The organism is Dactylosporangium sp. CA-052675, from assembly GCF_050947935.1.
GTDB lineage: Bacteria > Actinomycetota > Actinomycetes > Mycobacteriales > Micromonosporaceae > Dactylosporangium.
This window is the reverse complement of the sequence record NZ_CP192010.1, coordinates 6,436,906-6,460,806: the sequence shown is the minus strand read 5'-3', so window position 1 is coordinate 6,460,806 and position 23,901 is coordinate 6,436,906. Positions and strand designations below refer to the sequence as shown.

20 protein-coding genes and 1 pseudogene are annotated in these 23,901 nt (G+C 73.8%); 11 read left to right on the top strand and 10 right to left on the bottom strand.

What is annotated here, in order from left to right; all coding sequences use genetic code 11:
* The first annotated feature begins 66 nt into the window (after positions 1-66).
* The 3 genes from ACQP1P_RS28775 to ACQP1P_RS28765 are packed head-to-tail and all read left to right on the top strand — an operon-like array spanning position 67 to position 5,100.
* Complete coding sequence (locus ACQP1P_RS28775; RefSeq protein WP_433075202.1) at positions 67-2,898, top strand: methyl-accepting chemotaxis protein; 2,832 nt, start codon at positions 67-69, stop codon at positions 2,896-2,898.
* A complete protein-coding gene (locus ACQP1P_RS28770; protein ID WP_433075200.1) occupies positions 2,895-4,373 on the top strand; it encodes a chemotaxis protein CheW in 1,479 nt (492 codons plus the stop codon). The genes ACQP1P_RS28775 and ACQP1P_RS28770 overlap by 4 nt, the downstream gene beginning before the upstream one ends.
* Complete coding sequence (locus ACQP1P_RS28765) at positions 4,348-5,100, top strand: aminotransferase class IV (protein WP_433075196.1); 753 nt, start codon at positions 4,348-4,350, stop codon at positions 5,098-5,100. Before ACQP1P_RS28770 ends, ACQP1P_RS28765 begins: the two co-directional genes overlap by 26 nt.
* Here ACQP1P_RS28765 and ACQP1P_RS28760 read toward each other — a convergent pair.
* Positions 5,097-5,675: a helix-turn-helix domain-containing protein gene (locus ACQP1P_RS28760; protein WP_433075193.1), complete on the bottom strand. Its 579-nt coding sequence runs from the start codon at positions 5,673-5,675 to the stop codon at positions 5,097-5,099. The two genes, ACQP1P_RS28765 and ACQP1P_RS28760, sit on opposite strands and share 4 nt — an antisense overlap.
* 48 nt (positions 5,676-5,723) lie before the next feature.
* Between ACQP1P_RS28760 and ACQP1P_RS28755 the strand changes: the two genes are divergently transcribed.
* Positions 5,724-6,692, top strand: a complete 969-nt coding sequence (locus ACQP1P_RS28755; protein WP_433075190.1) for a class I SAM-dependent methyltransferase — start codon at positions 5,724-5,726, stop codon at positions 6,690-6,692.
* On the opposite strand, the gene ACQP1P_RS28750 is transcribed toward ACQP1P_RS28755, so the two are convergent.
* The 4 genes from ACQP1P_RS28750 to ACQP1P_RS28735 form a co-directional block, all read right to left on the bottom strand.
* Complete coding sequence (locus ACQP1P_RS28750) at positions 6,685-11,889, bottom strand: hypothetical protein (RefSeq protein ID WP_433075187.1); 5,205 nt, start codon at positions 11,887-11,889, stop codon at positions 6,685-6,687. The two genes, ACQP1P_RS28755 and ACQP1P_RS28750, sit on opposite strands and share 8 nt — an antisense overlap.
* On the bottom strand, positions 11,882-12,568 hold the full coding sequence (locus ACQP1P_RS28745; RefSeq protein WP_433075184.1) for a hypothetical protein: 687 nt from the start codon (positions 12,566-12,568) through the stop codon (positions 11,882-11,884). Before ACQP1P_RS28745 ends, ACQP1P_RS28750 begins: the two co-directional genes overlap by 8 nt.
* Positions 12,569-12,694: 126 nt before the next feature.
* Entirely contained in the window at positions 12,695-13,318 is a 624-nt protein-coding gene (locus ACQP1P_RS28740; protein ID WP_433075182.1) for a sigma factor, read from the bottom strand.
* Positions 13,315-14,028: a hypothetical protein gene (locus ACQP1P_RS28735; protein ID WP_433075179.1), complete on the bottom strand. Its 714-nt coding sequence runs from the start codon at positions 14,026-14,028 to the stop codon at positions 13,315-13,317. Before ACQP1P_RS28735 ends, ACQP1P_RS28740 begins: the two co-directional genes overlap by 4 nt.
* A 274-nt stretch (positions 14,029-14,302) precedes the next feature.
* Here ACQP1P_RS28735 and ACQP1P_RS28730 point away from each other — a divergent pair, with 274 nt between their 5' ends.
* A complete protein-coding gene (locus tag ACQP1P_RS28730) occupies positions 14,303-15,409 on the top strand; it encodes a sensor histidine kinase (protein ID WP_433075176.1) in 1,107 nt (368 codons plus the stop codon).
* Positions 15,373-16,011, top strand: coding sequence for a response regulator transcription factor (locus ACQP1P_RS28725; protein WP_433075173.1), 639 nt, complete (start codon positions 15,373-15,375; stop codon positions 16,009-16,011). Before ACQP1P_RS28730 ends, ACQP1P_RS28725 begins: the two co-directional genes overlap by 37 nt.
* A 16-nt stretch (positions 16,012-16,027) precedes the next feature.
* On the opposite strand, the gene ACQP1P_RS28720 is transcribed toward ACQP1P_RS28725, so the two are convergent.
* Positions 16,028-17,050, bottom strand: a complete 1,023-nt coding sequence (locus ACQP1P_RS28720) for a LacI family DNA-binding transcriptional regulator (protein WP_433075171.1) — start codon at positions 17,048-17,050, stop codon at positions 16,028-16,030.
* Between the two features lie 176 nt (positions 17,051-17,226).
* Here ACQP1P_RS28720 and ACQP1P_RS28715 point away from each other — a divergent pair.
* Positions 17,227-17,919: pseudogene (locus tag ACQP1P_RS28715) on the top strand (beta-L-arabinofuranosidase domain-containing protein); the annotation flags it as partial.
* A gap of 151 nt (positions 17,920-18,070) precedes the next feature.
* The gene (locus tag ACQP1P_RS28710) at positions 18,071-18,454 is read left to right on the top strand and encodes a LamG-like jellyroll fold domain-containing protein (RefSeq protein WP_433090153.1); all 384 of its coding nucleotides are present in this window, start codon (positions 18,071-18,073) and stop codon (positions 18,452-18,454) included.
* Here ACQP1P_RS28710 and ACQP1P_RS28705 read toward each other — a convergent pair.
* A complete protein-coding gene (locus ACQP1P_RS28705; RefSeq protein WP_433075168.1) occupies positions 18,421-19,071 on the bottom strand; it encodes an AMIN-like domain-containing (lipo)protein in 651 nt (216 codons plus the stop codon). The genes ACQP1P_RS28710 and ACQP1P_RS28705 overlap by 34 nt on opposite strands.
* Positions 19,072-19,148: 77 nt before the next feature.
* Positions 19,149-19,757, bottom strand: coding sequence for a transcriptional repressor LexA (lexA, locus tag ACQP1P_RS28700; RefSeq protein WP_433075167.1), 609 nt, complete (start codon positions 19,755-19,757; stop codon positions 19,149-19,151).
* Between the two features lie 126 nt (positions 19,758-19,883).
* On the opposite strand from lexA, the gene ACQP1P_RS28695 reads away from it, so the two are divergent.
* Positions 19,884-20,963, top strand: coding sequence for a hypothetical protein (locus ACQP1P_RS28695; RefSeq protein WP_433075163.1), 1,080 nt, complete (start codon positions 19,884-19,886; stop codon positions 20,961-20,963).
* Positions 20,964-21,018: 55 nt separating this feature from the next.
* Complete coding sequence (gene trxA, locus ACQP1P_RS28690; protein WP_433075160.1) at positions 21,019-21,450, top strand: thioredoxin; 432 nt, start codon at positions 21,019-21,021, stop codon at positions 21,448-21,450.
* Here trxA and ACQP1P_RS28685 read toward each other — a convergent pair.
* Positions 21,447-21,737, bottom strand: coding sequence for a hypothetical protein (locus ACQP1P_RS28685; protein WP_433075157.1), 291 nt, complete (start codon positions 21,735-21,737; stop codon positions 21,447-21,449). The two genes, trxA and ACQP1P_RS28685, sit on opposite strands and share 4 nt — an antisense overlap.
* 32 nt (positions 21,738-21,769) lie before the next feature.
* Between ACQP1P_RS28685 and ACQP1P_RS28680 the strand changes: the two genes are divergently transcribed.
* Positions 21,770-22,219, top strand: a complete 450-nt coding sequence (locus ACQP1P_RS28680) for a GNAT family N-acetyltransferase (RefSeq protein WP_433075154.1) — start codon at positions 21,770-21,772, stop codon at positions 22,217-22,219.
* 68 nt (positions 22,220-22,287) lie between these two features.
* Here the strand turns inward: ACQP1P_RS28680 and ACQP1P_RS28675 are convergent, their stop codons facing one another.
* Positions 22,288-23,820, bottom strand: a complete 1,533-nt coding sequence (locus tag ACQP1P_RS28675) for an aminotransferase class I/II-fold pyridoxal phosphate-dependent enzyme (protein WP_433075151.1) — start codon at positions 23,818-23,820, stop codon at positions 22,288-22,290.
* Positions 23,821-23,901 lie beyond the last annotated feature (81 nt).

Sequence of the window (23,901 nt, the reverse complement as noted above, 5' to 3'; positions counted from 1 at the left end):
AAGGAGGGGCGGAAAACGCCGAACAGGCCGGTGACCAGCAACGCGGCGGCACCCGAGGAGCAACCCGTGCCCGAATCCACCGGTCTCGTCAACGACAACGCGACGCCCGCGCTGGCCCAGGCCGCGATCGCGCTGCTGGTGCAGGAGCGCCTGGTCATCGTGCTCAACGCGAAAAACGGCGCCGTCATCTCGGTCAACGACCGGGTGCTGGAGACCACCGACGCGCCGATCGAGGAGATCGTCGGGCGGCGGCTCGAGGACCTCTGGAAGCTGCAGTCGCAGACCGTCGACCAGCTCCTCGACGCCGCGCGGGCGCACAAGTTCATCGAGATGGTCAACTCGATCGTCGACAGCGGCGGGCGCCAGCGCTGGCTGCGGTTCAACTGCGGCCCGGTCGGCGGGGCGGGGCGGGAGACCGAGGCGATCCTCATCACCGCCTACGACATCACCAACGACCGGCGGCTGCTGGCGGAGCTGCGCGGGAAGTCCTCGGCGGTCGACCGGGCCCAGGCGGTCATCGAGTTCGACCTCAACGGCGAGGTCCTGAGCGCGAACGAGAACTTCCTGGCGCTCACCGGCTATGCGCTCGGTGACATCGTCGGGCAGCACCACCGGATGTTCGTCGAGGAGGGGACCGCCAACAGCGCCGAGTACGCGGAGTTCTGGGCGAAGCTCGCGCGCGGCGAGGTGGCGAGCGGCGAGTACAAGCGCATCGGCCGGGGCGGGCGGGAGGTGTGGCTGCGCGCGACGTACAACCCGATCTTCGATCTCGAGGGCCGGCCGTACAAGATCGTGAAGTACGCGCTGGACATCACCGAGAGCAAGTTCGCCAACGCGGAGTTCGTCAGCAAGGTCGCGGCCGTCGAGCGGGCGCAGGCGGTCATCGAGTTCGACCTCGACGGCACGATCACGGCGGTCAACCGCAACTTCTGCAACGTCACCGGCTACGAGCCCGACGAGCTCGTCGGGCGCCATCACAAGGTGCTGGTGAGCGAGGACGAGGCCCGTTCCAACGCCTACCGGGGCTTCTGGCAGCGGCTGTCCAAGGGGCAGTTCGAGTCCGGGGAGTACAAGCGCTACGGCAAGGGCGGCCGGGAGGTGTGGCTGCAGGCCAGCTACAACCCGATCTTCGACCTCGACGGGCGGCCGTACAAGGTGGTGAAGTACGCCACCGACATCACCGACACCAAGAACCGCAACGCCGAGTTCGAGGGGAAGGTCGCCGCGATCGACCGGGCGCAGGCGGTCGTCGAGTTCGACCTCGACGGGATGATCCTGACGGCGAACCGGAACTTCCTGGAGACGATGCACTACGGCTCGGCCGACGAGCTCAAGGGCAAGCACCACCGGATCTTCGTGGACCCGCTCGTGGCCGCGTCGGAGGAGTACCGGCTGTTCTGGCAGCGGCTGGGCCGCGGGGAGTTCGAGTCGGGGGAGTACAAGCGGTTCGGCAAGGGCGGCCGGGAGGTGTGGCTGCAGGCGACGTACAACCCGATCTTCGATCTCGAGGGCCGGCCGTACAAGGTGGTGAAGTACGCCGTCGACGTCACCGAGCAGAAGGCGCGCAACGCGGAGTTCGAGGGCAAGGTCGCCGCGATGAACCGGGCGCAGGCGGTCATCGAGTTCGACCCGAACGGCGTGGTGCTCGACGCCAACCGGAACTTCCTGGACCTGCTGGGCTACGGGCTGGAGGAGATCCGGGGCAAGCACCACCGGATGTTCGTGGACCCGCAGGAGGCGCAGTCGGAGCAGTACGAGGACTTCTGGGAGCGGCTGCGGCGCGGGGAGTTCGACTCGGGGGAGTACAAGCGGGTCGGCAAGGACGGGCGCGAGGTGTGGATTCAGGCGACGTACAACCCGATCCTGGATCTCGACGGCCGGCCCTACAAGATCGTGAAGTTCGCGGCCGACGTGACGCAGGCGAAGCTGCGCACGGCCGAGTTCGAGGGGAAGGTCGCGGCGATCAACCGGGCGCAGGCGGTGATCGAGTTCGATCTGGACGGCAACGTGCTCGTCGCCAACGACAACTTCCTGCGCACCATGGGCTACTCGATGCGGGAGATCCTGGCCCAGCACCACAGCATGTTCTGCACGCAGGAGTACATCACGTCGCAGGAGTACCGCGACTTCTGGCTGCGGCTGGGCCGGGGCGAGATCCTGAACGGGCGGTTCCACCGGATCGGCAAGTACGGCCGGGACGTGTATCTGCAGGCGACGTACAACCCGATCTTCGATCTCAAGGGCGATCCGGTGAAGGTGATCAAGTTCGCCACCGACGTCACCCAGCAGGTCGAGCTGGAGCAGCGGCTGGGCGTCAAGACCCGTGAGATGAGCAAGGCGATCGACGAGCTGAGCACGTCGATCGCCACCATCGTCGGCAACGCCGGGCAGGCCAGCGAGCTGGCGGGGGAGACGCAGACGAACGCGCAGCGCGGCTTCGAGGAGCTGCGCAAGTCGATCGAGGCGATCGAGCTGATGGAGCGCTCCTCGGATCAGATCGCCGGGATCGTGCAGGTGATCGGGGAGATCGCGAGCCAGACGAACCTGCTGGCGTTCAACGCCTCGATCGAGGCGGCCCGGGCCGGCGAGCACGGGGTCGGGTTCTCGGTCGTGGCCGGTGAGGTGCGCAAGCTGGCCGAGCGGTCGTCGGACTCGGCGCGGGAGATCAGCCGGCTCATCCAGGAGTCGGCGACGCGGATCAACCAGGGTTCGCAGGTGGCGCAGCGGGCGCAGGACGCGTTCGAGGAGATCCTGCGCAGCGTCGGCAAGACCGCGGAGTCGATCCACCACATCGTGACGCAGACGCAGACGCAGCAGGACGCGTCGCGGACCGTGAACTCACTCATCGGTGACCTGGTGGGGGCGGCGCCGCACGGCGAGATCGGCATCGAGGGGTGAGCGGCGGGATCCTGTACGGGGTGTTCACCGTCGCCGACGTGCATGTCGCGCTGCCGTTGTCGGAGCTGCGGGAGGTCATTCCGTGCCCGTCGTCGTTCGACCCGCTGCTGGCCGCGGCGCCGGGTCTGGTCGGTGCGGTGAACCTGCGCCATCAGGTGATCCCGGTGCTGGATCTGCGCCGGATGCTCGGGGTGCAGTCGCCGTCGGGGCAGGACGTGGTCGTGGTCGCCTCCCACGAGGGGTCGGTGTTCGGGCTGCTCGCCGACGCGGTGCGGGGCGTGGTGCGGGTCGAGGAGCGCGAGCAGCTGGGGATCTCGGTCACCGGCGAGCTGCCGCAGGTGTTCGCGCGCACGTTCGAGCGGCCGGACGACGGTGCGGTGGTGTGTGTGCTGGACTGCGCGGCGATCCGGCGCCTGCCGGGCATGGTCGTCGCGACCGACACGGGCGGCCTGAGCGGGGCGATGGCGCAGGCGCGGGAGCAGGGGCGTGACGGTGGTACGGGCCATCGCCGCATGATGATGCTGCTGCGGGCCGGCGAGATCGGCCTGTGCGTGGACGTGTCGCACATCCACTCGGTCGTGCCGGAGCTGGTGCTGAAGTCCTCGCCGATCGACGGCGGGATCGTTCAGGGTGTCATCGAGCTCGCCGAGCACTTCGTGCCGGCCGTCGACGCGCTGGCGGTGCTGGGGCTGGGCGCGCTGGCGCCGGTCGACGTGAAGCGGGGTGTGGCGCTGGCCTACGAGCGGGGCCTGTTGACGTTCGCGGTGAGCGAGGTGGTGTCGATCGTCGCGGTGGCCGACGGCGATGTGCTGGCGATGCCGGGCTTCGGGTTGCCGGCGTCGCAGTACGCGGTCGGCATCCTGCCGGGCCAGGACGGCGGCTCGTATCTGGTGATCGACGGGGCGCGGCTGCGGGCCGCCGAGGAGCTGGGCACGCTGGCCGGGCTGGGCACGCCGGTGGGCGGGGCGGGGGCGGCGCCGCGGCGTGAGGCTGCGCGGGAGGACGGGCCGGCGCCGCCGGACGGGCGGGTGATCGAGCACCGGGTGCGCAAGTACCTGACGTATCTGGCGGGGCCGGAGGTGGCCACGCCGCTGACGCAGATCGCCGAGATCGTGCCGCATCCGCACGACGTGATCCCGTTCGTCGGCGGCGGGCCGCTGCGCGGCGTGTTCACGCACCACCGCCGGTCGGTGCCGCTGGTGGATCTGCCGGCGCTGCTGGGCGAGCGGGCCGACATCGACCCGGCGGCGGCGCGGGTGATGCTCGTCGGCGGGGTCGGGTTCATCGTGCCGGCGCTGCGCGCGATCGAGGAGTCGATCTGGGAGGAGCGGATCGCCGGGGAGGGGCCGGCGCCGACGACGCTGGCCGGCAGTCCGCTGGTGAAGATCGGCACCCGGATGCTCGCCCGGCTGGATCTGGAGGAGTTCGCCCGCACTATGGTTGGCGATCGTGGAGCCGATCCGGGTGGAGGTTGACGGCCGGGAGCCGACGGTTGCCGAGCTGTCCCACGTGCTGCTGTCCAACTACGGCCACTTCACCGCGATGCAGGTGCGCGGCGGCCGGGTCCGCGGCCTGGAGCTGCACCTGCGCCGCCTCGCGGACGCGTCCCGGGAGCTGTTCGGCGCGTCCCTGGACGGGGGGCGCGTGCGGGGCTTGCTCGGGCATGCGGTGCGCGGGGTGCCGGATGCTTCCGTGCGCGTCAACGTGTACCGGCGCGAAGAGCTGATGATCGTGGTCTCCGTGCGGCCGCCGGCCCTGCCGCCGGCGGCTCCGTTGCGGCTGCGCTCGGTGCCGTACGTGCGGCCGGCGGCGCACCTGAAGCACGTGGGCGGGTTCGGGCAGAGCTACTTCGGCGCGCGGGCCCGGGCCGAGGGCTTCGACGACGCGCTGCTGGTCGACGCGGGCGGGGCGGTGTGCGAGGCGGCCGTGGCCAACATCGCGTTCTTCGACGGTACGGCCCTGACGTGGCCGTCCTCGCCGCACCTGCCGGGGATCGCGATGCAGCTGCTCAAGCCGTTGCTGCGCTGCGTCGAGGCGCGGGTGGGGCTGGCGGAGCTGGGTTCGTTCCGGTCGGCGTTCGTCGCCAACTCGATCGGGGTGGCGGCGGTGGCGGCGGTCGACGACGTGCGCTTCGACGTCGACGCCGAGCTGATGCGTGCGGTCGCCGACGCTGAGGCGAGCGTTCCCTGGGACGTCATCTAGGGGAGTTTGCGCAGGTGGGTGCGGCGGCCGTCGTGGTCGAAGATGCCGAGGATCTCGGCCGGGCCGTCGTGGCTGCCGAACGCGTGCGGGACCATCGTGGAGAACTCGGCGGCCTCGCCGGTCTCGACGATGATGAGGCGCTCGGCGAGGCGCAGCGCGATGGTGCCGGACAGCACCGTGAACCATTCGAACCCGGGGTGGGCCTTGAGCTGGTCGGGCCCCGGCAGCGGCCGGTCGATGCGCATCTTCGCGACGGTGGTGCCGCCCGGGCCGGCCTCGTGCCGCAGGGTCCAGGTGGTGATGCCGCGGGCGGGCTCGTGCCGAGGCCGGATGACGACGTCGGCGTCGGCGGACTCGACGAGCTGGTCGAGGGTGGTGCCGAGCGCCCGGGCGATCGCGGTGAGCTGGTCGAGGCTGATGCGCCGGTGCCCGGTCTCGATGCGGCTGAGCGTGGACGGGCTGATGAAGCACGCGGTGGCCAGGTCGTCGAGCGACATGCCGAGCGCGGCGCGCAGCCCGCGGATCCGCTTGCGGACGAGCGCGTCGAGGTCCCCGTCATCTGCTTCTTGCTTCATACGCAAGATGCTATGCGATAACGGCAAGGCGCGGCTACAGTCGGCCGCATGCACACGCATGGTCACCCCAAATCCGCCCACGGCCACGCCCACGGCCGAGGCCACGGGCACAGCCACGGCCACGGCCCCGGCCACGGGCATCATGGGCCCGAGCACCACGAGGGCCTCGCCGAGCTGCTCGAGCTCGACGCCGAGGTCCTGCACGACTTCCACGCCGGCATCTTCGACTGGGTCCGCGCGCACGACCCGTCCGGCCGCGTCCGGCGCATCGCCGACATCGGGGCGGGCACCGGCGCCGGCACCCTGGGCCTGCTCGCCCGGTTCCCCGACGCGACCGTCACCGCCGTCGACGCCGACGAGGCCATGCTGCGACGGCTCGCCGGCAACGCCGCCGCCCGCGGCGCCGGCGAGCGGGTGCGCACGCTGCGGGCCGACCTCGACGCCGGCTGGCCCGCCGGGCCCGCCGGGCTGGACGGGCCGGACGGGCTGGACGGGCTGGACAGGCTGGACGGGCTGGACAGGCTGGATCTTGTGTGGGCGGCGAACTCGATGCACCACATGGCCGACCCGGCGCGCGTGCTCGCCGACATCCGTGCCGCCCTCGCCCCGGACGGGCTGCTGGCCCTGGCCGAGCTCGACGCGTTCCCGCGGTTCCTGCCCGAGGGCGCGGAGGGCGGCCTGGAGGAGCGCTGCCACGCGGCGATGGCCCGCCGGCGCGAGCAGGACATGCCGCACATGGGCGACGACTGGGCCGCGGCCCTGGCCGGGGCGGGCCTGAAGGTCGAGGCCGAGCGGCGCTTCGAGGTGGCGCTGAGCGCACCGCTGCCGGAGGCGGCCGCCCGCTACGCGCACGCGTCGCTGAGCCGGACCCGGCAGGGCCTCGCCGACCTGCTCGACCCGGCCGACGTGGCGGCGCTGGACGAGCTGCTCGGCGACGGCCCCCGCTCGGTGCGCCGCCGCGCCGACCTGACCGTCCGCGCCGCCCGGACCGTCTGGATCGCCCGGCCGGTCAGCTGACCGGCTCGGCCACGCCGGGCGGGACCTGGGCCAGCAGGCGGGAGATCTCGGCGCCGTAGGGCTGGCCGATCGACAGCGCGTACGTGGCCTCGTCCTGGTAGAACGCGATGTCGGCGGGGCGCAGCAGCGCCGCGGCCGCCGGGCCGGCCGTGGCGCAGCGCAGCAGCTCCACCTGCCAGCGCGGCGGCAGGTGCCCCAGGATCGACTCCATGCGCGCGCGGTCGTCGGCGTCGATCGTGCCGGCCGCGCAGCGGGCCGTCAGCCGGGCCGCGTGGTCGATCGGCGTCCAGCCGGCGAAGAGGTCGCCGCCGCCGCCGTCGGCGAAGATCTCGTCGGCCTTGCTGCTGCCGAGACTGCTGTGCACCCAGGCCCGGGTCACGTCGTTGGCGATCTCGTCGACCGCGGCGAGCTCGGCGAGCCCGCGGTCGAGCCCGACGCCGAGGCGCCTGATCGTGCGGGCCAGCCAGCCGAACTCCTGCCAGTGCCGGTCCGGCGAGACGACGAAGGTCCGCGCGGCGAGGGTGCCCAGGGTGGCGGCGGCCTCCCGCGCGTGGCGGTAGCCGAGCCGGCGGTCGCAGAGGTCGAGCGCCGCGAGCAGCGAGGTGGCCGAGTGCGCGTCGACGACCTGGGTCGCGTGCAGCGGCACGGCGGCGGCGATCTCGTCGGCGGCGTGCCGCGGGCCCCACTGGTGCAGCGCGTGGATCAGCACCGGCACGCGCTTGAGGTCCGAGGCGTAGCCGTTGCGGATGCGGGTGGCGATGCGGTCGATGCGCAGCTGCTGCGCCCACTCCTCGGCCACCTGCTCGAGGTAGAAGAACGCGGCGAAGCCCCGCAGCAGGCTCTGCACCGCGTTCGGCGAGCGCAGGTACTCCGCCTGGGCGGTCCAGGACCGCAGGACCTTGCTCGCCACCGACTCGGGCAGCAGCACCCGCACCTCGGCCGTCTTGCGCATCAGGTCCCCGATCAGCACGGGGTTGTCGCTGTCCATGAGCGCCCGCGCCCGCTGCGGCCAGAGGGAGTCCTTGGCCAGGGCCTCGCCGACGACCCGCGCCCAGTCGTCGTCGATGGCGTCGATCGACCGGATGAGCTCGATGGCCTCGGCGGGCGGGAAGAAGCCGCGCCGCACCACGGACAGGATGCCGCGCAACTGGGGCGCGCGCTCGCGGCCGGCCTTGCGGGCGAGGTCGGACGGGCTCGGCCGGGCCGCCGGGGCCGCCGCCGGAGCCGGCCCGCCGGTGCGCTGCTGCGGCACGCGCGGGGCGGCCGGGGCGCCGGTGCGGCCCAGCAGCAGGTCGTCGAGGCGGGACACGCAGTCGGCGGTGAACGTCCGGGGGGCCAGGCGCCGCAGCAGTACGAGCGCGTGCGCCATCTTGCCCGGATGGTGCAGGGTCTGGATCCGTGCCGCCCAGACCTGCGGGCTGGTGCTGACGTGCTCGATGAGCTCGAACGCGGTGATGTCGACGTCCTCGGCGTCCTTGAGCACCTCGGCGTACACGTCGATGGTCTTGAGCGCGTCGAGGACGTTGCCCTTGCGGATCAGCTCCGTGAGGCCCCGGCGGTACTCGGTGGAGAAGTCGACGACGAAGTTGCCCTGCCGCATGAGGCGCAGCGCGGCGGCGAGCCGGATGTAGCCGATGCGGGCGTCAGCGGTCTGGCTCTGGCTGATGTGCCGCAGCAGCACCCCCTCGTCGAGACGCTCGTTGAGGATCGCCAGGAAGGCCGGGCCGGCGGACTCGTGCGCGCCGAGCAGGAGCGCGAGCCGGGGCGTGTGGTCCTTGTCGTGGTCGCTCGCCTCGGACACGACGGTGTCGGCGCACCGTTCGAGGAACGACCGCAGGTGCTCGGTGGAGATGTCCGCGTTGATCAGCGCCTCCATCGTCTTGTAGACGACGCTGCCGCGCAGCTCCCCGTTGAGGGCCTGGTCGACGAAGGCGACCAGCCGGGCGCACAGCTGCGCGCTGGCGTTGCTGCTGCCGCCCGGGCCCCACAGGGTGTCGAACGCGGCCAGGGCGGACAGGATGTGCCCGACGCCCTTCACGTCGCCGGTGTCGATGACCCGCCGGGCGAGCCCCTCGATGACCATGGCGTCGGCGCCGTCGCGGTCCGGCCCGTACAACGCCTCGGCCACGGTCTGCCAGTTGGTCGCCGTGACCTTGCGGATCAGCTCCGCCGCCTCCCACGGCGAGGCGTGGCGGCGCGCGGTGCTGCCCCAGCCGCCGGTCCGCTCGTCGATGCGGCCCAGCGTCGAGCGCAGCCACGGCGCCATGACGGTGCGGCGCACGATCTGGCGGGCCGAGACGATGTCGACCCGGCGCAGCTGCTCGAGGCCGAAGGCGACCCGCCCCGGCCAGGAGCGCTCCAGGGCCTCGCGGACCTCGTCGGCCACCCGTTCGTGCAGGGCGGTGGTGTCGGGCTCGGCCCGCTCGTTGACGAGGATGTTCAGGGCGGCCCGGGCCAGCAGCGCGCCGGCGTCGCGGTGGGCGTCGTACGTGATGAGCCGCTGCACGCCCTCGGCGCCGGCGAACGCCTCGGTGATCTCGGTGCGCAGCGCGCCGTAGCGGCCGAAGCGCACCGCCGCCTGGACCAGCGAGATCGCCGCCGCGTAGTCCTCCAGCCGGCGCGGGTTGCACCGGCTGGTCGCGAGCGTGGCCAGTTCGGTGATGTGCTTGGCCGTCTCCTGCTCGTAGAACTGCCCCAGCTCGTAGATGACCAGGACGCCCTGCACGGGGCTGCTGCGGGCCAGCCCGCGGCGCACGCCGGCGCTGATGGCGTTGCGGACGTGGATGTAGAGGCTGTTGAGGTTGTGCTGGCCGACCTCCGGGCCGGTGTGCAGGTCGCGGCAGGACCGGATGGCGTTGAGGCAGGTCGAGACCTCCCGGGCGCTGAGCCGCTCCCAGCCCTGGGCCTTGAGCGCCTCGAGCAGGACCCGGAACAGGGTGATCCGGTAGGGCTGGCTGTACTGCTCGTCGCCGCCGAGCAGGGCCCGGGCGATGAGGGTCGGGGGCGAGCCCGGCCCCAGCGCGTCGATCATCGACTCGGCGATCTGCGGCAGCAGCCGGCGGTGCAGCTTCTGGTCCAGGGACGCGGCGGCGGTCAGCAGGGCGGTGGTGTAGCCGACCGCCACCGGGTCGCCGGACTTGAGGATCTGCCGCAGGAACGGCAGCAGCGCCTCGGCCTGCTGCTCGGTCGTGCGCCGCCACACGGCCTCGCCCTCGGCGGTCAGCGGATACCCGCTGCGCGGCGTCAGCAGCGCCCGGCACATCGAGCTGCGCGGGATGTACCAGCGGTTGCTGCGGTCGCGCATCGCGCCGGACTTGGGCAGCCGCTCGCGCGTCGAGCCCCGCAGCATGGAGTCCGGCACGGCGACGCGCAGCAGGCTGCTCGCCGCGACGATGCGGATCTCGTTGAGGTCGCCCGCGGAGATCCCGTAGCTCCACTTGGCCGCGTACTGGTTGCGCAGCTCGACGACCCGCCGGATGTCGGCCGCCTCGTCGACCGGGTCCGCGGCGAGGGCGGACGTCGCCGCGCGCACCCGCTGGTCCGCGGCGGGCTCGGTGCGGCCCGGCGCCGGCTCGAGCAGCAGGCGCGTCAGATACCACAGGTCGCCACTGGCGGCGCGGCACAGCAGCCCCAGCTTCCCGGGGTTCGGCTTGGGCAGGGCGTTGGCCTCGACGAACTGCTCGGCGAACTGCCGGACGTGGTCGCGGCGGCTGACGGCCGGCGCGGTCGCCACCTGGTCGGTGCGCCAGCGGGCGGCGCCGCGGCCGCTGTAGACGCAGACCGCGATCAGCAGGGTCGCGGAGTCCTCGGCGACGGCGGTGAGCACCGTGTCGAGGTCGACGGAGTCCTCGTGCGGCACCAGGTCCTCGAGGATGACGACGATCTCCTGGTCCGCGGGGTGGCCGTGGGCGAGGCGGGCCAGGTCGACGAGGTGCCGCAGCTGCGTCTCGTCCGGCAGGCGGCCGTCCTTGAGCTGCAGCTCCAGCACCGGCACGCGATGCTGCCCGCTCCACGCCAGCGCGACCTGCCGCGCGGCGGTGGTGCGCCCGGACGAGGTGGGTCCGCCGATGACGAGGACGCGCTCTCCGACGTCGAGGCGCCGCTGCGCCTCCGTCGTGGTCCGGGTCCGCTCCACCAGCGTGAAGGGGGTCCCGTCCTGGGAGATGTTCGTGCCGATGTCGGTGACCGCCGACAGTTCGTGGCCCTGCGCCTCCAGCCCGGCCAGTGCGGTCCGCCGCACGACGCGGTCCCACAGTCGCGGCCAGAGCCGCGCGCACGCCTCCTCCAGCGGGGTCGCGGCGGTGTAGGCGGCCAGCGTCCGCCCGCCGCGCCGCACCGCCTCCTGCTTGGCGTGCCACTGGCTGTCCTCGATCGGCTCGATCCGGCCGTCGACGACGTCGCCGGTGACGACGGTGCTGGTGGCGGGCAGATCGAGCAGCGCGCCGACGATCGCGACCGCCGTCGGCGCGGCGGCCGAGCGGTCCTCCAGCCGGTAGCCCTTGGGCACGCCGAACACGGCGACCGGCGTCATCGACTCCCAGGGTTCGATCGACTCCGGGGGGCAGCCCAGGTAGGCCGCCAGGTCCAGGCCGGCGCGCAGGCCGGCCTGGACCGCGTCGAGGAACGGCCGGGTCAGCTCCGGAAGGTCCCCCTCGTCGGGCCGGGCATCGGTGCCGGCGGCGAGGATCAGCTCGACGATCAGCCCGTCCGCCGAACGCCCGACCACGACCGGGATCGGTATCCGGATCATGGTGCGCTGCCCGCCGGCCGGCTCCGTGCCCGCCGAGGCGTCCGAGGCGTCCGAGGCGTCCGAGGCGGGTGGCACGGGCTCGTCGACCGGCCAGTCCTCCTCGATGTTGGCCAGCCGTGTCACCCCGCCGAGCTTGCCGAGGTGCTGCGCGAACGCCGGCCACGGCTCGGCGGCGCGGCCGAGCGAACCGCGCAGCAGCCCCAGGCCGGCGTCGGGATTGCCGGGCCGCAGCCACGCCGGCAGCCGGTTCGGGGCGGCCGGGTCCTCGTCGAGCAGCGCGGTCTGCAGCTCGTTGTAGACCGCGTCGAGGCAGGTGCGGACCTTCTCGGCGAGGGCGGCGGGCTGGGCGTCGGGCGCGGCGTGCCGCACGCGCTGGTCGAGGTCGAGCAGCGCGGCCTGCAGGCGCAGCGCCGAAGGGCAGGCCGGTCGCAGCGCAGCCCTAGTCATGATCCTGGCCCTCCCGCGGGCCGGTGTGCTCGCCGGCGCCGGCGTCGGTGTCGTCGACCAGCCAGAGCACGTCACGGAGCAGGGCCGACGGTGGCAGTCCGTCGGGGTTGGGCACCGCCAGCTCGGGCTCGCCCAGCATCGGCAGCGGCTCCATCGTCGGCTGGAACACGACGGTGGCGGAGCCGACCCCGGGCAGCTGCCACAGCCGGAGCCGGCCGCGGGCCCGGGCGACCTCGATGCGTGCGGCCGGGGCGGCGTCCCGCAGCAGGTTGTAGCGGGCGATGTGCTGCTGCTGGGTGGCGACCGACGCGACGAGCGCTCGCGTGTCGTCGTCGTAGGCGACGGTGACGATGCGCTCGGCGGGCCGGGCCCGCGGCCGGAACTGGATGATGCTCGCGAGCGGCACGTCCTCGGCGGCCTCGTGCTCGGCGAGTCGTTCGACGATCTGCAACCCCAGCTCGGTCAGCGCGGGCCGGTTGTGCTCGAGCACCTTGAGCGCCTCCAGCAGCAGCCGCGAGCCGGGGCCGACACCCGCCAGGGCGATGCCCTGCCCGGCCGGCGACAGCAGCGCCAGCCGGGCCAGGAACTGGGCCAACGAACCGGGAAGCGCGGCCAGGACGGCGGCGTTCTCCTCCGGCATGCTCGACGCCGACTCACCGAAGTGATCGCGACCAGTCATGTGCGACACCTTGTCGTTGCGGTCGGTACGCGGCGCTGAGTTGGGCCGCGCCTCTCTTCCCCTAGTACGCATGCGTGGACCTCCGTGGCCACCGCCAGTCCCCGGAAAAACATGTTCATCGCCGGCTCACGCGACCTCGACGAGGTACTGCTCGAACCGGGCCAGGCACTTGCCCACCGCGCTCTTGCTCATCCCGACCGCCTCCGCGACGGCGCGCTGGGTGGCGTCGGCGTCGTTGCGGCGCGCCTGGTTCAGCCACTCGTGCACGACGTTCACGACGGACAGGTCCCCGCGTCGCACCGCCAGCGCGAGCGCCGAGCGCACCTGGCTCTCGGAGGCGAGCTGCTCGATCAGGCGATCGGCCTCGTCGTCGCCGGCGCCCGACCAGACCCGGTCGAGATCGGCGTCGGGGATCGGTGACGGGGGCAGCCCGGGGCGTCTCAGGTCGCTGGCGACCGTCGTGGCGATCTTGAGCAGGTAGCCGGACGGCGACCGGTCCGGGTCGACCCGGCCGGAGCGGATCGCGTTGATGAACTTCAGCAGCGCCTGCTGGGCGATGTCCTCCGGCTCCAGGCCGGGACGGTCGTCCCGGCGGATGAGCCGGGGCAGGCCGTCGGTGACGGACCGCAGGGCGACCGCGTACCGCTCCTCCTGCTCGGCGTCGAGCGGATGCCGGTCCTGCTCGAGAATCAGCCGCACCAGCGTCACGCACTGTTCGGTGAAGGTGGTCTTCCTGTCGGCCGCGGTCACTTGGACCCCTTCCCTTGATCAATACTGGTGTGCCGGTCCCACCGCCGACGTTCGAACTCCACCGTGAGGATCTCCGCGACCTCGTAGGCCGCGACCTGCCGCTGCTGGGGTGTCGCCAGCTCGTCGGCGACGACGTCCATGCCCCGGCGCAGGTCGGTCAGGCAGACCAGCGCGGAGTCCTTGAGGGCCTTGCGTGAGCCGTTGCGCGACTCCCGGCCGAGGACCACGGCGAGCTCCTCGGCGCTGGCCAGCAGCGCCGCGTGCCCGGACGGGTCCTGCTTGAGCCGCTTCAGCTCCCCGTGAATGCGGCGAGCGGCCTCCGCGTCCATGCGCCGGCACATCCGCTCGTAGACCCATGACAGCGCCGAGTCGATGCGGGCCGAGCCGTCGACGGAGTCGCGTTCGCGCAGCGGGCCGGGGCGCAGGTGCGTGCGGCCGACCCGGGCCCGCAGGAGCGCGGCGGCGGCCACGCCGGCCAGCATGCCCCGGCCGACCTGCTCCACCGCCGTCGTGCCGGACACGACCGGCCACGCGGCAAGCAGCCCGGCCAGCACCGGCACGGCGCTGAGCGTCAGCCTGCGGGCGTAGTAGCGGAGCCGGCCGAGCCAGAGCCGCCAGTAGGCCGTGTCCTGCGGCTCGAACATCAGCTCACTGAGGCACACCGCGACGACAGCCGCCCCGAGGTATCCGATCACCGTTCGCTCCGTCATCCGGTCCGGTATGTTCACAGCCGAGTACGCCGGGCGCGGCGTGCGTGGCCACTGGCAGGGCCCAGCCGGCGACGGAAAGCGTCCGATATGACGCAGCGTGGTGGCTGTGTCGGGATTCAGTGATCACCTCCACATCGAGGATCGTAGGTCGAACCGTTCCGGAATCGGTTCGGCTGATCGGCGGCCCGCAGGGCGGACTTGGGGCGCCGTACGGTGGTGACGGAGGTCGGCCGTCCGGTCGGCGGCGAGCGGAGGCGGGGGCGTGCGGCGCGGCGTGGTGTGGCTCGCTCTGCTGGGCCTCAAGCTGCCCGCGGTGGCGCTGCTCGCCGTGCCGGCGCTCGCGTTCACGCACGTGTCCGCCGCGCTGTCGTTCCCGGCGATCGTCGTGCTCGTCGCCGGGTCGCGCCGCCTCGCCGAGCTCAGCCGGGAGGCGCACCGGCGATGGGTCGGGGTCGGCATCGAGCGGCCCTACCCGCCGCGGCCCGCGCTCGAGCGGACCGAGCAGGGCTGGTACTGGACCGGCTACGACTACCATCGCCGCCGCGCCATGGCCGCCGTCAGCCTGTGGTTCAACTGGGTCGGGCGCGACCCGGCGACGTGGCGCGACCTGCTGTGGCTCGCGGCCGACCCCGTCGTCGGCACCGTGCTGCTGCTGGGCGGGCTGCGGGCGCACGCGGCGTGGACGAGGGCGCTGCTCGCCCCGGCCGGCAGCGCCCGGCTCGGCGCGCGCGTGCGGCAGCTCACCGACACCCGCGCCGAGGCCCTCGACGCGCAGGCCGCCGAGCTCGAGCGCATCGAGCGGGACCTGCACGACGGGGCGCAGGCGCGGCTGGTGGCCATCCAGCTCACGCTGGGCCTGGCCCGGCGGCGGCTGCGGAAGGACCCCGACGGGGCCGACGAGCTCGTGCGCGAGGCGCGGGAGACGGCGGCGGAGGCGGTACGGCAGCTGCGTGACCTCGTGCACGGGATCCGCCCGCCGGTGCTGACCGAGCGGGGCCTGGTCGACGCCCTGCGGCTGCTGGCCCTGGAGCACCCGCTCGCGGTGACGGTGACCGCGGACCTGCCGGGACGGCCGGCCCCGCCGCTGGAGTCCGCGGTGTACTTCGCCGCCGCGGAGCTGCTCACCAACGTGGCCAAGCACGCGCGGGCCGGCGGCGCGGCGCTGTCCGTGGTCCACAGTGGAGGGATGCTGCGGCTCGCCGTGTCCGACGACGGGATCGGCGGCGCGGACCCGGCGGGCGGCACGGGGCTGGAGGGCGTGCGGCGGCGGCTGCGGCCGTTCGACGGTACGCTCACCGTCGACAGTCCGCCCGGCGGTCCCACGATCGCGACCCTGGAGGTGCCGTGCGCGTTGTCCTCGCCGAGGATCTCTTCCTGCTGAGGACCGGCATCGAGCGGATGCTGACCGCCTACGGCTTCGAGGTCGTCGCCGCCGTCGACAACGGCCCGGATCTGCTCGCGGCCCTGCTGGAGCACCGGCCCGACGTCGCCGTCGTCGACGTGCGGCTGCCCCCGACCAACACCGACGAGGGGCTGCGGGCCGCGCTCGCCGCCCGCCGCGAGGCGCCCGGGCTGCCGGTGCTGATCCTGTCGCAGTACGTGCAGCAGCTGTACGCGCGCGAGCTGCTCGCCGGCGGCGGTGGCGTCGGCTACCTGCTCAAGGACCGCGTCAGCGACACCGACGAGTTCGTGGACGCGCTGCGGCGCGTGGCCGCGGGCGGCACGGCCGTCGACCCCGACGTCATCGCGCACCTGCTCGCGCCCGGCCGCGCTCCGGCCGGCCTGACGGAGCGGGAGCTGGACGTCCTCGCGCTCATGGCGCAGGGGCTGTCCAACGCGGTCATCGGGCGGCGGCTCTTCCTGAGCGAGGGCTCGGTGAGCAAGTACACGACGCAGATCTTCGCGAAGCTCGGGCTCGACCAGTCCCCGGACACCCATCGCCGGGTCCTGGCCGTGCTCGCCTACCTCGACTCGAGACCGTGAGACGACCGAAAAGTTTTCAGCGGGCCGGCGCCACGCCCGTGGACTCGCGGACCACGAGACGGCCCGGCTGGCGTACGACACCCGAGTGCCGCTCGCCGTCGAGCACCGCGAACAGGTGCTGCACCGCCTGCGCCCCCAGCTGCTCCAGGTTCAGGTCCACCGTGGTCAGCGGCGGGCGGCACTCGGTCGCGAAGACCTCCCAGTTGTCGTAGCCGACGAGGGCCACGTCGTCGGGGACCGAGCGCCCCAGCTCGCGCAGCGCCTCGGCGACGCCCGAGGCGATCTGGTCGTTGCCGCAGAAGATCGCGTCGACGTCCGGGTGGGCGGCCAGCAGCCGGGCGCCCGCGTGGCGGCCCCAGCGCTGTGACCACTGCCCGAACAGCGGCTCCCCGGCCGGGGCGAGCCCGGCCGCGTCCAGGACCTCGGCGAACGCGGCGGCCCGGTCGCGGGCGGCCCGGTAGCCGGGGTCGCCGGTGATGTGGGCGATCCGCCGGCGGCCCAGCGCCACGAGGTGCTCGGCGGCCAGGCGGGCGCCGCCGGCGTCGTCGGCGATGACCGAGATGTCGTCGGGGTCGTCGGACTCGCAGTACGCGTACACGACCGGCACCGGGATGTCGCGGGTCAGCGACGGGCGCAGGTCGTTGGCGTCGCCGAGGATGATGAAGCCGTCCACCTGCCGGGCCAGCAGCGTGCGGATGTAGTGCCGGCGGCGGATCGCGTCGCCGCGGGCGTCGCACAGCAGCACGCTCATCTGCTCGTTGCCCAGCGCGTTCTCGGCGCCGAGCAGCACCGGGATGGCGAAGCGGGCCGCGGACAGCTCGTCGGTGAGCAGCCCGATGGTGCGGGTGTTGCCCGAGATCAGGCCGCGCGCCAGCACGTTGGGCTGGAACGACAGCTCCTCGGCGGCCTGCTGCACCCTCCGGCGGGTCGCCGGGGCCACCTCGCCGCGCGAGTTGAGCGCCTTCGACGCCGTCGCGATCGACACCCCGGCCCGCTTGGCGACGTCGGTCAGGGTGACCTGCGCGCGCTTTCTGCCCACGTCAGACGCATCCTCTCGAAAACTTTTCGAAGACTATAGCGAACGAGTCGACCTCGTCACAACTGTCACACGGATGCGAGCACGGGAAATAGACCGTTGACAGGGCTGTAACCCGCTGCCACCATTCCCGAAAAGGTTTTCGAAATTGTTGAGAAAGGTGGTGACCGTGTCAGTCCATCCGGGGGCTGCTGCCGGTCGCCCGCCGGGTCGCCGACCACGTCTGCGAACGTTTCGCGGCGGAGGGCTTCGACGGCCACCCGGAGGTCGAGCCCGGGCTCGTCGAGCTGTACCGGCTCACCGGCGAGCGCCGCTACCTCGACATGGCCGCGGCCTTCATCGACCGGCGCGGGCACCGCAGCCTGCCCGAGCACGAGTTCGGGTGGCGGTACTTCCAGGACGACACCCCGATCCGCGACGCCGAGGTGTTCGGCGGCCACGCGGTCCGCGCGCTCTACCTGGCCTGCGGCGCCGTCGACGTGGCGGTGGAGACCGGCGACGAGGAGCTGCTCGCGGCCGTCGTCCGGCAGTTCGACCGGACCCTCGCCCGGCGCACCTACATCACCGGCGGCATGGGCTCGCGCCACCTCGACGAGGCCTTCGGCGACGACTTCGCACTCCCGCCGGACCGCGCCTACTCCGAGACCTGCGCCGGCGTCGCCGCCGTCATGCTCGCCCACCGGCTCCTGCTGGCCACCGGCGACACCCGCTACGGCGACATCATCGACCGGGTGCTGCACAACGTCATCGCGGCCGCGGTCGCCGACGACGGCCGCGCCTTCTTCTACGCGCACACCCTGCACCAGCGCACCCGCGCCGAGGTGCCGCCGGCCGAGCACGAGCAGCTGCGCTTCGGCGGCGGCCAGCGCGCGCCCTGGGTCGAGGTGTCGTGCTGCCTCAACAACGTCGCCCGGCTCGTCGCGTCCCTGGGCACCTACTTCGTCACCGAGGACGACGAGGGCGTGCAGATCCACCAGTACGCCCCGATGACCATCGAGGCCCTCCGGCACCGCCCGCTTCGCCATCACCACCGGCGGCTCCGGCGGCGAGCAGCGCATCGACGCCCCCGCGGCGCTGCCGGTCGGCGCGTGGACCCACGTCGCCGTCACCCGCGGCGGCAACCTCGGCATCCTCTACGTCAACGGCGCCGAGGTCGCCCGCAACACCGGCCTGACCCTGAGCCCGTCGAGCCTGGGCAACACCACGCAGACTGGCTCGGGCGCTCGCAGTACGCCGACCCGTACCTCGACGGCGCCATCGACAGCGTCCGGCTCTACAGCCGCGCCCTGCCGGCGTCGGAGGTCTCCGGCTTCTGCTCCGCGGGGAACTGAGGCGCCCCGGCCCCCGCCCTGCCGGGCGGGGGCCGTGGTGGCTCAGGAGGTGACGTCGAAGACGATCCGGTCGTAGCCGGGGTGGCCGCCCGCCCCCACCGCCCGCACGACGGTGCCGGAGGCGTCGCCGGTGCGGGCGAACGGCTCGGCGGCGAACGGATCGGCGGCGAACGGATCGGCGGTGAACGGATCGGCCGGCTGGTGGGCCACGTCCACGGCGATGCGATCGGGCCCGTGCAGCACCAGCACCCGCAACCCGACCCGGTCGCGCACGCCGAGGCCGAAGCTCGCGCGGCCCTCGAAGTAGCCGCCGGACCTGATCTGCCGCAGCGTGGGCAGGTTCACCTCGTACACGCTGGCGAGGTCGACCGCCGGCGTGCCCGCGCCGTCGAACACGACGAGCAGGGTCGCCGCGCCCGCGACGGGGATGGTGTTCCCTCGGCCCTGCTCGACCAGCGGGGCATACGCGACCCGCCAGCCGGGCGTGCCGCCGGTGAAGTCGAAGACGGTGCGGTCGTACTCGTCGTGCCGTCCGGTGCGGATGCCCGTCAGCACGGGGCGGCCGGAGCCGGACGGGTCACCGGCGACGGCGGAGGTGCTCGTCGGGGCGGGCAGGTCCGCGGCCCGGGCGGCGACCGGCAGGGCCACCACCAGCCCGGCGCAGACCGCCGCGGCGAGCAGTGAACGGCGCATGGCGTGTGCTCCTCTCCCTCTCGGGGATGTGGGTGCACACAAGACGCCGGATCAAGCCGCCCGGTTGACGCCGCCGGTCAGACGCGGCGCAGGACGGCCACGACCTTGCCCAGGATCGTGGCGTCGTCACCGGGGATGACCTGGTAGGCCGGGTTGCGCGGCACCAGCTCCACGTGCCCGTCGCGGTTGCGGTAGGCCTTCACGGTCGCCTCGCCCTCGAGCATCGCCGCGACGATGTCGCCGTTCTCGGCCACCTGCTGCTGGCGCACGACCACGATGTCGCCGTCGCAGATCGCCGCCTCGATCATCGAGTCGCCCTTGACGTTGAGGGCGAAGAGCGTGCCGTGCCCGACCAGCGTCGTCGGCAGCGTCAGCTCGTCGTCGGGCACCTGCTCGGCCAGGATCGGCCCACCGGCGGCGATCGTGCCGACCAGCGGCACGGGCACGCCCGGGTCGGTGCCGCGCGCGGCGCCGTCGTAGGGGCCGCGGATGTCGACCGCCCGCGGCCCGTGCGCGTCGCGGCGGATGAGCCCGATCTTCTCCATCGCCTTGAGGTGATGGGCGACGGATGACGGCGACCCGAGCCCGATCGCCGCGCCGATCTCGCGCACCGTCGGCGGATAGCCGCGTTGCTCGATCGACTCGCGGATCACCGTCAGGATGCTCTGCTGGCGCGGGCTCGTCATGTCAGCACGATACCCCAGCGCTTCGATCAGATGTACGAATCTGCCCCGGATTCAATCCATCCGTGCGACCGCCGGCGCGCTGTTCGGCCCAGTACATCGACGGCCGCGAGGCTTATGCTGACCGCCATGCTCGACCGGCCCCGGGTGTCCCGGGACACCTACCCGCACCCCGTCGCCCGCGTCCACGAGCTGGTCGAGGCGGGCGACGACGCCGGTCTCGCCGCCGAGCTCGTCGACCTCGCGGCGGTCAACGGCGACGTCTGGCGGCACGACGTGCCCACCGAGCTGCGGGCACTGCCCGCCGGCCGCCGCGGTGCCCTGATCCTGCGCGTGATCGAGCGCGCCACGACCGCGACCCCGCCGGTGCGCGCCGAGCGGCTCCTCGTCGGGCTCCTCGACGGCATCCCCGCCGACGCGCTGTCCTGGCGGGCCGGGCGGTACCTCGTCGAGGCCGTCTCCGCCTGGGTCGCCGCGACCCCCGCCACCCTCGCCGTGCTGGCCGGCGCCGCCGAGCGGGAGACCGGCGAGTGCCCGCCCGCGCTGCTCGCGGTCATCCGGCGCACCGCGCACGAGGGCGACAAGCGCTGGCCGGCCGGGTACCGCGCCCCGATCCAGCCGTGGCTCGACCGCGCCGCCGGCGGGCTCAACGCCGGCGAGCCCTGGGCCGAGGCCGCGAACGCCGCGGCGCCCGGCCCGGCGCTGCTCGTCCACGCCCTCGCCGCGTCCGGCGCCAGGCCCGCGTCGCGCTGGACCCGGCGGGCCCGGGCGCTGCTGCCCGAGGTCGGCGGCGACGAGACCCGCGCCCTGATCCGGGGCTGGTTCGCGCTCGTGCCGCAGCCCCGCACCATCGTGCTGCGCCCGCTCGACGATCGTTGGGACCCGAACGAGATCCCGGACGCGTACAACGCGCGGGCCCTGCGCGGGCTGCTGTACCTGCTCGCCGTGACCCCGCCGCACGACGAGGACACCGCGGCCGTCGGCCGGCTGGTCCAGTACAGCGCGGAGAAGGTCCCCGGCCACGGCCCGCGCAGCCAGATGATCGCGCACGCGGGCATCCACGCCCTGGAGCGGTTCAGCACCGTGCCGGCCCTGCGCGAGCTGGCCCGCCTTCGCTCGACGGGCCAGCCGCTGGGCATCGCGTCGGCCCTGACCGCCGCGATCGCGCGGCGCGGGGTGGCGCTGGGCGTCGACCCCGCCCGTCTCTGACGCCGGACTCGCGCCGGCCGGGAATGCCCGGGCGCACCACGGCGTCGTACTCGGCATGAGTTCGCGGATCGTGTCCTGTGTCCAGTGCGGGCAGCGCAACCGCGTGCCCGCCGCGGCGAGCGGGAAGCCGGTGTGCGGCAAGTGCCGCGCGGCGGTGCCGTGGATCGTCGACGCCGGCGAGGCCGACTTCGGCGAGGTGGCCGAGCGCTCGGCGACCCCCGTGCTGGTGGACCTGTGGGCGCCGTGGTGCGGCCCGTGCCGCATGGTCGGCCCGGCCCTGGAGCAGGTCGCGGGCGAGCTGGCCGGCACCGTCAAGCTCGTGAAGGTCAACATCGACGACGCGCCCGGCCTGCAGCGCCGCTTCGACGTGCGCGCGGTCCCGACCCTGCTGATCGTGCGGGACGGGACCGTGATCGCGCGCCAGGCCGGGGCCGCCTCGCCGGCCGCCCTGCGCTCCTGGGTCGAGGCCGCCCTCCAGAGCGCCTAGCGCGCGGCGCGGGCGGCGACGTCGGCCATCGTCGCGCGGTACGCCGCCGGCTCGAGCTCCCCGCGCAGCAGCCGCTCGATCGCCTCGGCCTCGACGCGGTCGAGCCCGCCGGGCCCGCCGGGTCCGCGCGGCGCGGGCAGGGGGCCGAAGCGGGACGCGAGCCAGAGCGCGGCCCGCGGCTCGTAGGCGCCGTGGCGCCGGTCGCGGCGGATCAGCCGGGCGTGCGCGGCGATCAGCCCGGCGTACGCGAGCGCGATGAGCAGGGCCACGAGCAGCGGTGCGGGCACCGGCCCAGTCTCCCACGCGTAGTCTGGCCGCCGTGGCCGACATCCGGGTGTACCGCGCCGAGCCCGCCGACCTCCCGGCGATCCTCCCGCTCGTGCGGGAGTTCTGCGCCGAGGACGGGCACGAGTTCGACGAGGCGCGAATCACCCGCGCCCTCGTGCCGCTGCTGGGCGGCGACGAGCACGGCCAGGTGTGGCTGGCCGGGGTCGGGGCCGAGGCCGGGGCCGGGTACGCCGTCGTCACGTGGGGATGGAGCCTCGAATCGGGCGGCCGCGAGGCGCTGCTCGACGAGATCTACGTGCGCGAGCGCGGCAACGGCACCGGGGCGCACCTGCTGCGGCGGGTGGTCGTGGCCGCGGCCGAGGCGGGCGCCGGGGTCATGTTCCTGGAGACCGAGGCGCACAACGAGCGCGTCCGCGGCTTCTACGCGCGGCACGGGTTCGCGGCCGAGGACTCCGTGTGGATGAGCCGGGCGCTGCACTGACCGGCGGGTAACCGTACAGTGTCACGTGCGGGAGCGTCCAGGGCACGGCACCGCACTGGACGCTCCCCCTAGCCGATCCGCGGGGTGAGGCGCCGGAGGATCTCGGCCAGCACCGCGGGGCTGGTCGCGAAGTTCAGGCGCACGCAGTCGCCGGTCTCCACGTCGGTACCCTCGGAGAACTCCGCCCCCTCGCTGAGCCGCACCAGAGCGGTCCGCTCCAGCCGGGCCGCCGGCTCGGGTCCCCGCAGGCCGCCGAGCCAGGCGAGGTAGGTGCCCTCCGGCTCGCGGTACCGCAGCGGCAACCCGGACGCCCAGGCGCCGATCGTGGCCCGGTTCGCGGTGAGCGTGGCCCGCAGCCCCTCCAGCCAGCCGGCGCCGTCGCGCCACGCGGCCACCGTCGCGAGGCGGCCGAGCGTGCTCGGGGTGCCGAAGATGTCCGGCGGCATCGCGTCCAGCCGCGCGCGCAGGTCCGCCGGTCCCACGTGCGCGACCGCGCAGCGCAGCCCGGCGAGGTTGAAGGCCTTCGTCGCCGAGGTGGCGGTGATGGTACGGCGGGCCGCCCGCGGACCCAGCGCCGCGAACGGGATGTGGCGGTGCGGGGCGTACACCAGGTCGGCGTGGATCTCGTCCGCCAGCACCGGCAGGTCGTGCCGCTCGGCCAGCTCCAGCAGCTCCTCCAGCTCCGCGCGCCGGAACACCCGCCCGCTGGGGTTCTGCGGGTTGACGAGCACCAGGAGCCGTACGCCGTCCATCGGGGACCGTCCGATGGGGACGATCCGCCGCCCGCTGCGCCGGATCGCGGCCAGGAACGGGGGATAGGCGGGCACGTGGATCGCCACCCCGTCGCCGGGCCGGGTGGTCTGCTCGATCACGACCTGCAGGATCTGCAGCACGTCGGTGAAGACGCGGGTGTGCCCGGCGCTGGGCTCCCACCCGTGCCGCTCGGCCATCCACGCCTCGAACGCGGCCGGCACCGGGTCGCCGGCGGGCCAGTGCGGATACCCGAAGTCCTCGCGGTCCACGGCATCGAGCAGGGCGTGCCGGACGGCCGGCGCCACGCCGAGGTCCATGTCGGCGACCCAGGCCCCGATCGTGTCCGGCCCGACCGCCCCCCACTTGGCCCCGGTGCCGCGCCGGATGCCCTCCTTGGGCCGCAGCAGGTCGCGGAGGATCTCCATCTGGCCGTGGTGCTGCGCCAGCTCCTCGTACACGTGCAGCAGCGCCGCCCCCTGCGTCGCGATCCCGGCGGGCCCGAGGAAGTCCGGGTTCGGCGCCGCGCGCAACGGCGCCGCGAAGTCGGCGCCGCGCGCGTCCGCCGCGAGCTGCTCCTGGGCCTGGCGGACCCGTTCGAGCAGCGGCGCGACCGGCCCCGAGCTGGTGAACTCCGCTTCGCGGTCCCGCTCGACGACGCGCCCGGCGACGAGCCCGCCGGCCCAGTACCCGACCACGCCGAGACAGTGCGTCAGCAGCGCGTACGGCGAGCTGGCCCCCTGCACGGGCGGCCGCACGTTGGCCAGCTCGTCGCCGAGCCCGGCCACGATCCCCGCCATGCCGTCGAGCGCCCGCCCGGCCGCGCCCAGATACTCCTCGACGGTGATCACGACCCGCTCCCTTCGTTCCGTCACCGTCTGAACCGGTGACGGGGGAAGCTTGCGCCGACCCTCCGTCACCTGTCAAGGTGG

Excerpts from the sequence above, each read along its gene's own strand:
- ACQP1P_RS28760 (WP_433075193.1), bottom strand. The coding sequence starts at position 5,675 with ATGAAGCAAGAAGCAGATGACGGGGACCTCGACGCGCTCGTCCGCAAG.
- ACQP1P_RS28755 (WP_433075190.1), top strand. The coding sequence starts at position 5,724 with ATGCACACGCATGGTCACCCCAAATCCGCCCACGGCCACGCCCACGGC.
- ACQP1P_RS28750 (WP_433075187.1), bottom strand. The coding sequence starts at position 11,889 with ATGACTAGGGCTGCGCTGCGACCGGCCTGCCCTTCGGCGCTGCGCCTG.
- ACQP1P_RS28745 (WP_433075184.1), bottom strand. The coding sequence starts at position 12,568 with ATGACTGGTCGCGATCACTTCGGTGAGTCGGCGTCGAGCATGCCGGAG.
- ACQP1P_RS28735 (WP_433075179.1), bottom strand. The coding sequence starts at position 14,028 with ATGACGGAGCGAACGGTGATCGGATACCTCGGGGCGGCTGTCGTCGCG.
- ACQP1P_RS28705 (WP_433075168.1), bottom strand. The coding sequence starts at position 19,071 with ATGCGCCGTTCACTGCTCGCCGCGGCGGTCTGCGCCGGGCTGGTGGTG.
- lexA (WP_433075167.1), bottom strand. The coding sequence starts at position 19,757 with ATGACGAGCCCGCGCCAGCAGAGCATCCTGACGGTGATCCGCGAGTCG.
- ACQP1P_RS28695 (WP_433075163.1), top strand. The coding sequence starts at position 19,884 with ATGCTCGACCGGCCCCGGGTGTCCCGGGACACCTACCCGCACCCCGTC.
- trxA (WP_433075160.1), top strand. The coding sequence starts at position 21,019 with ATGAGTTCGCGGATCGTGTCCTGTGTCCAGTGCGGGCAGCGCAACCGC.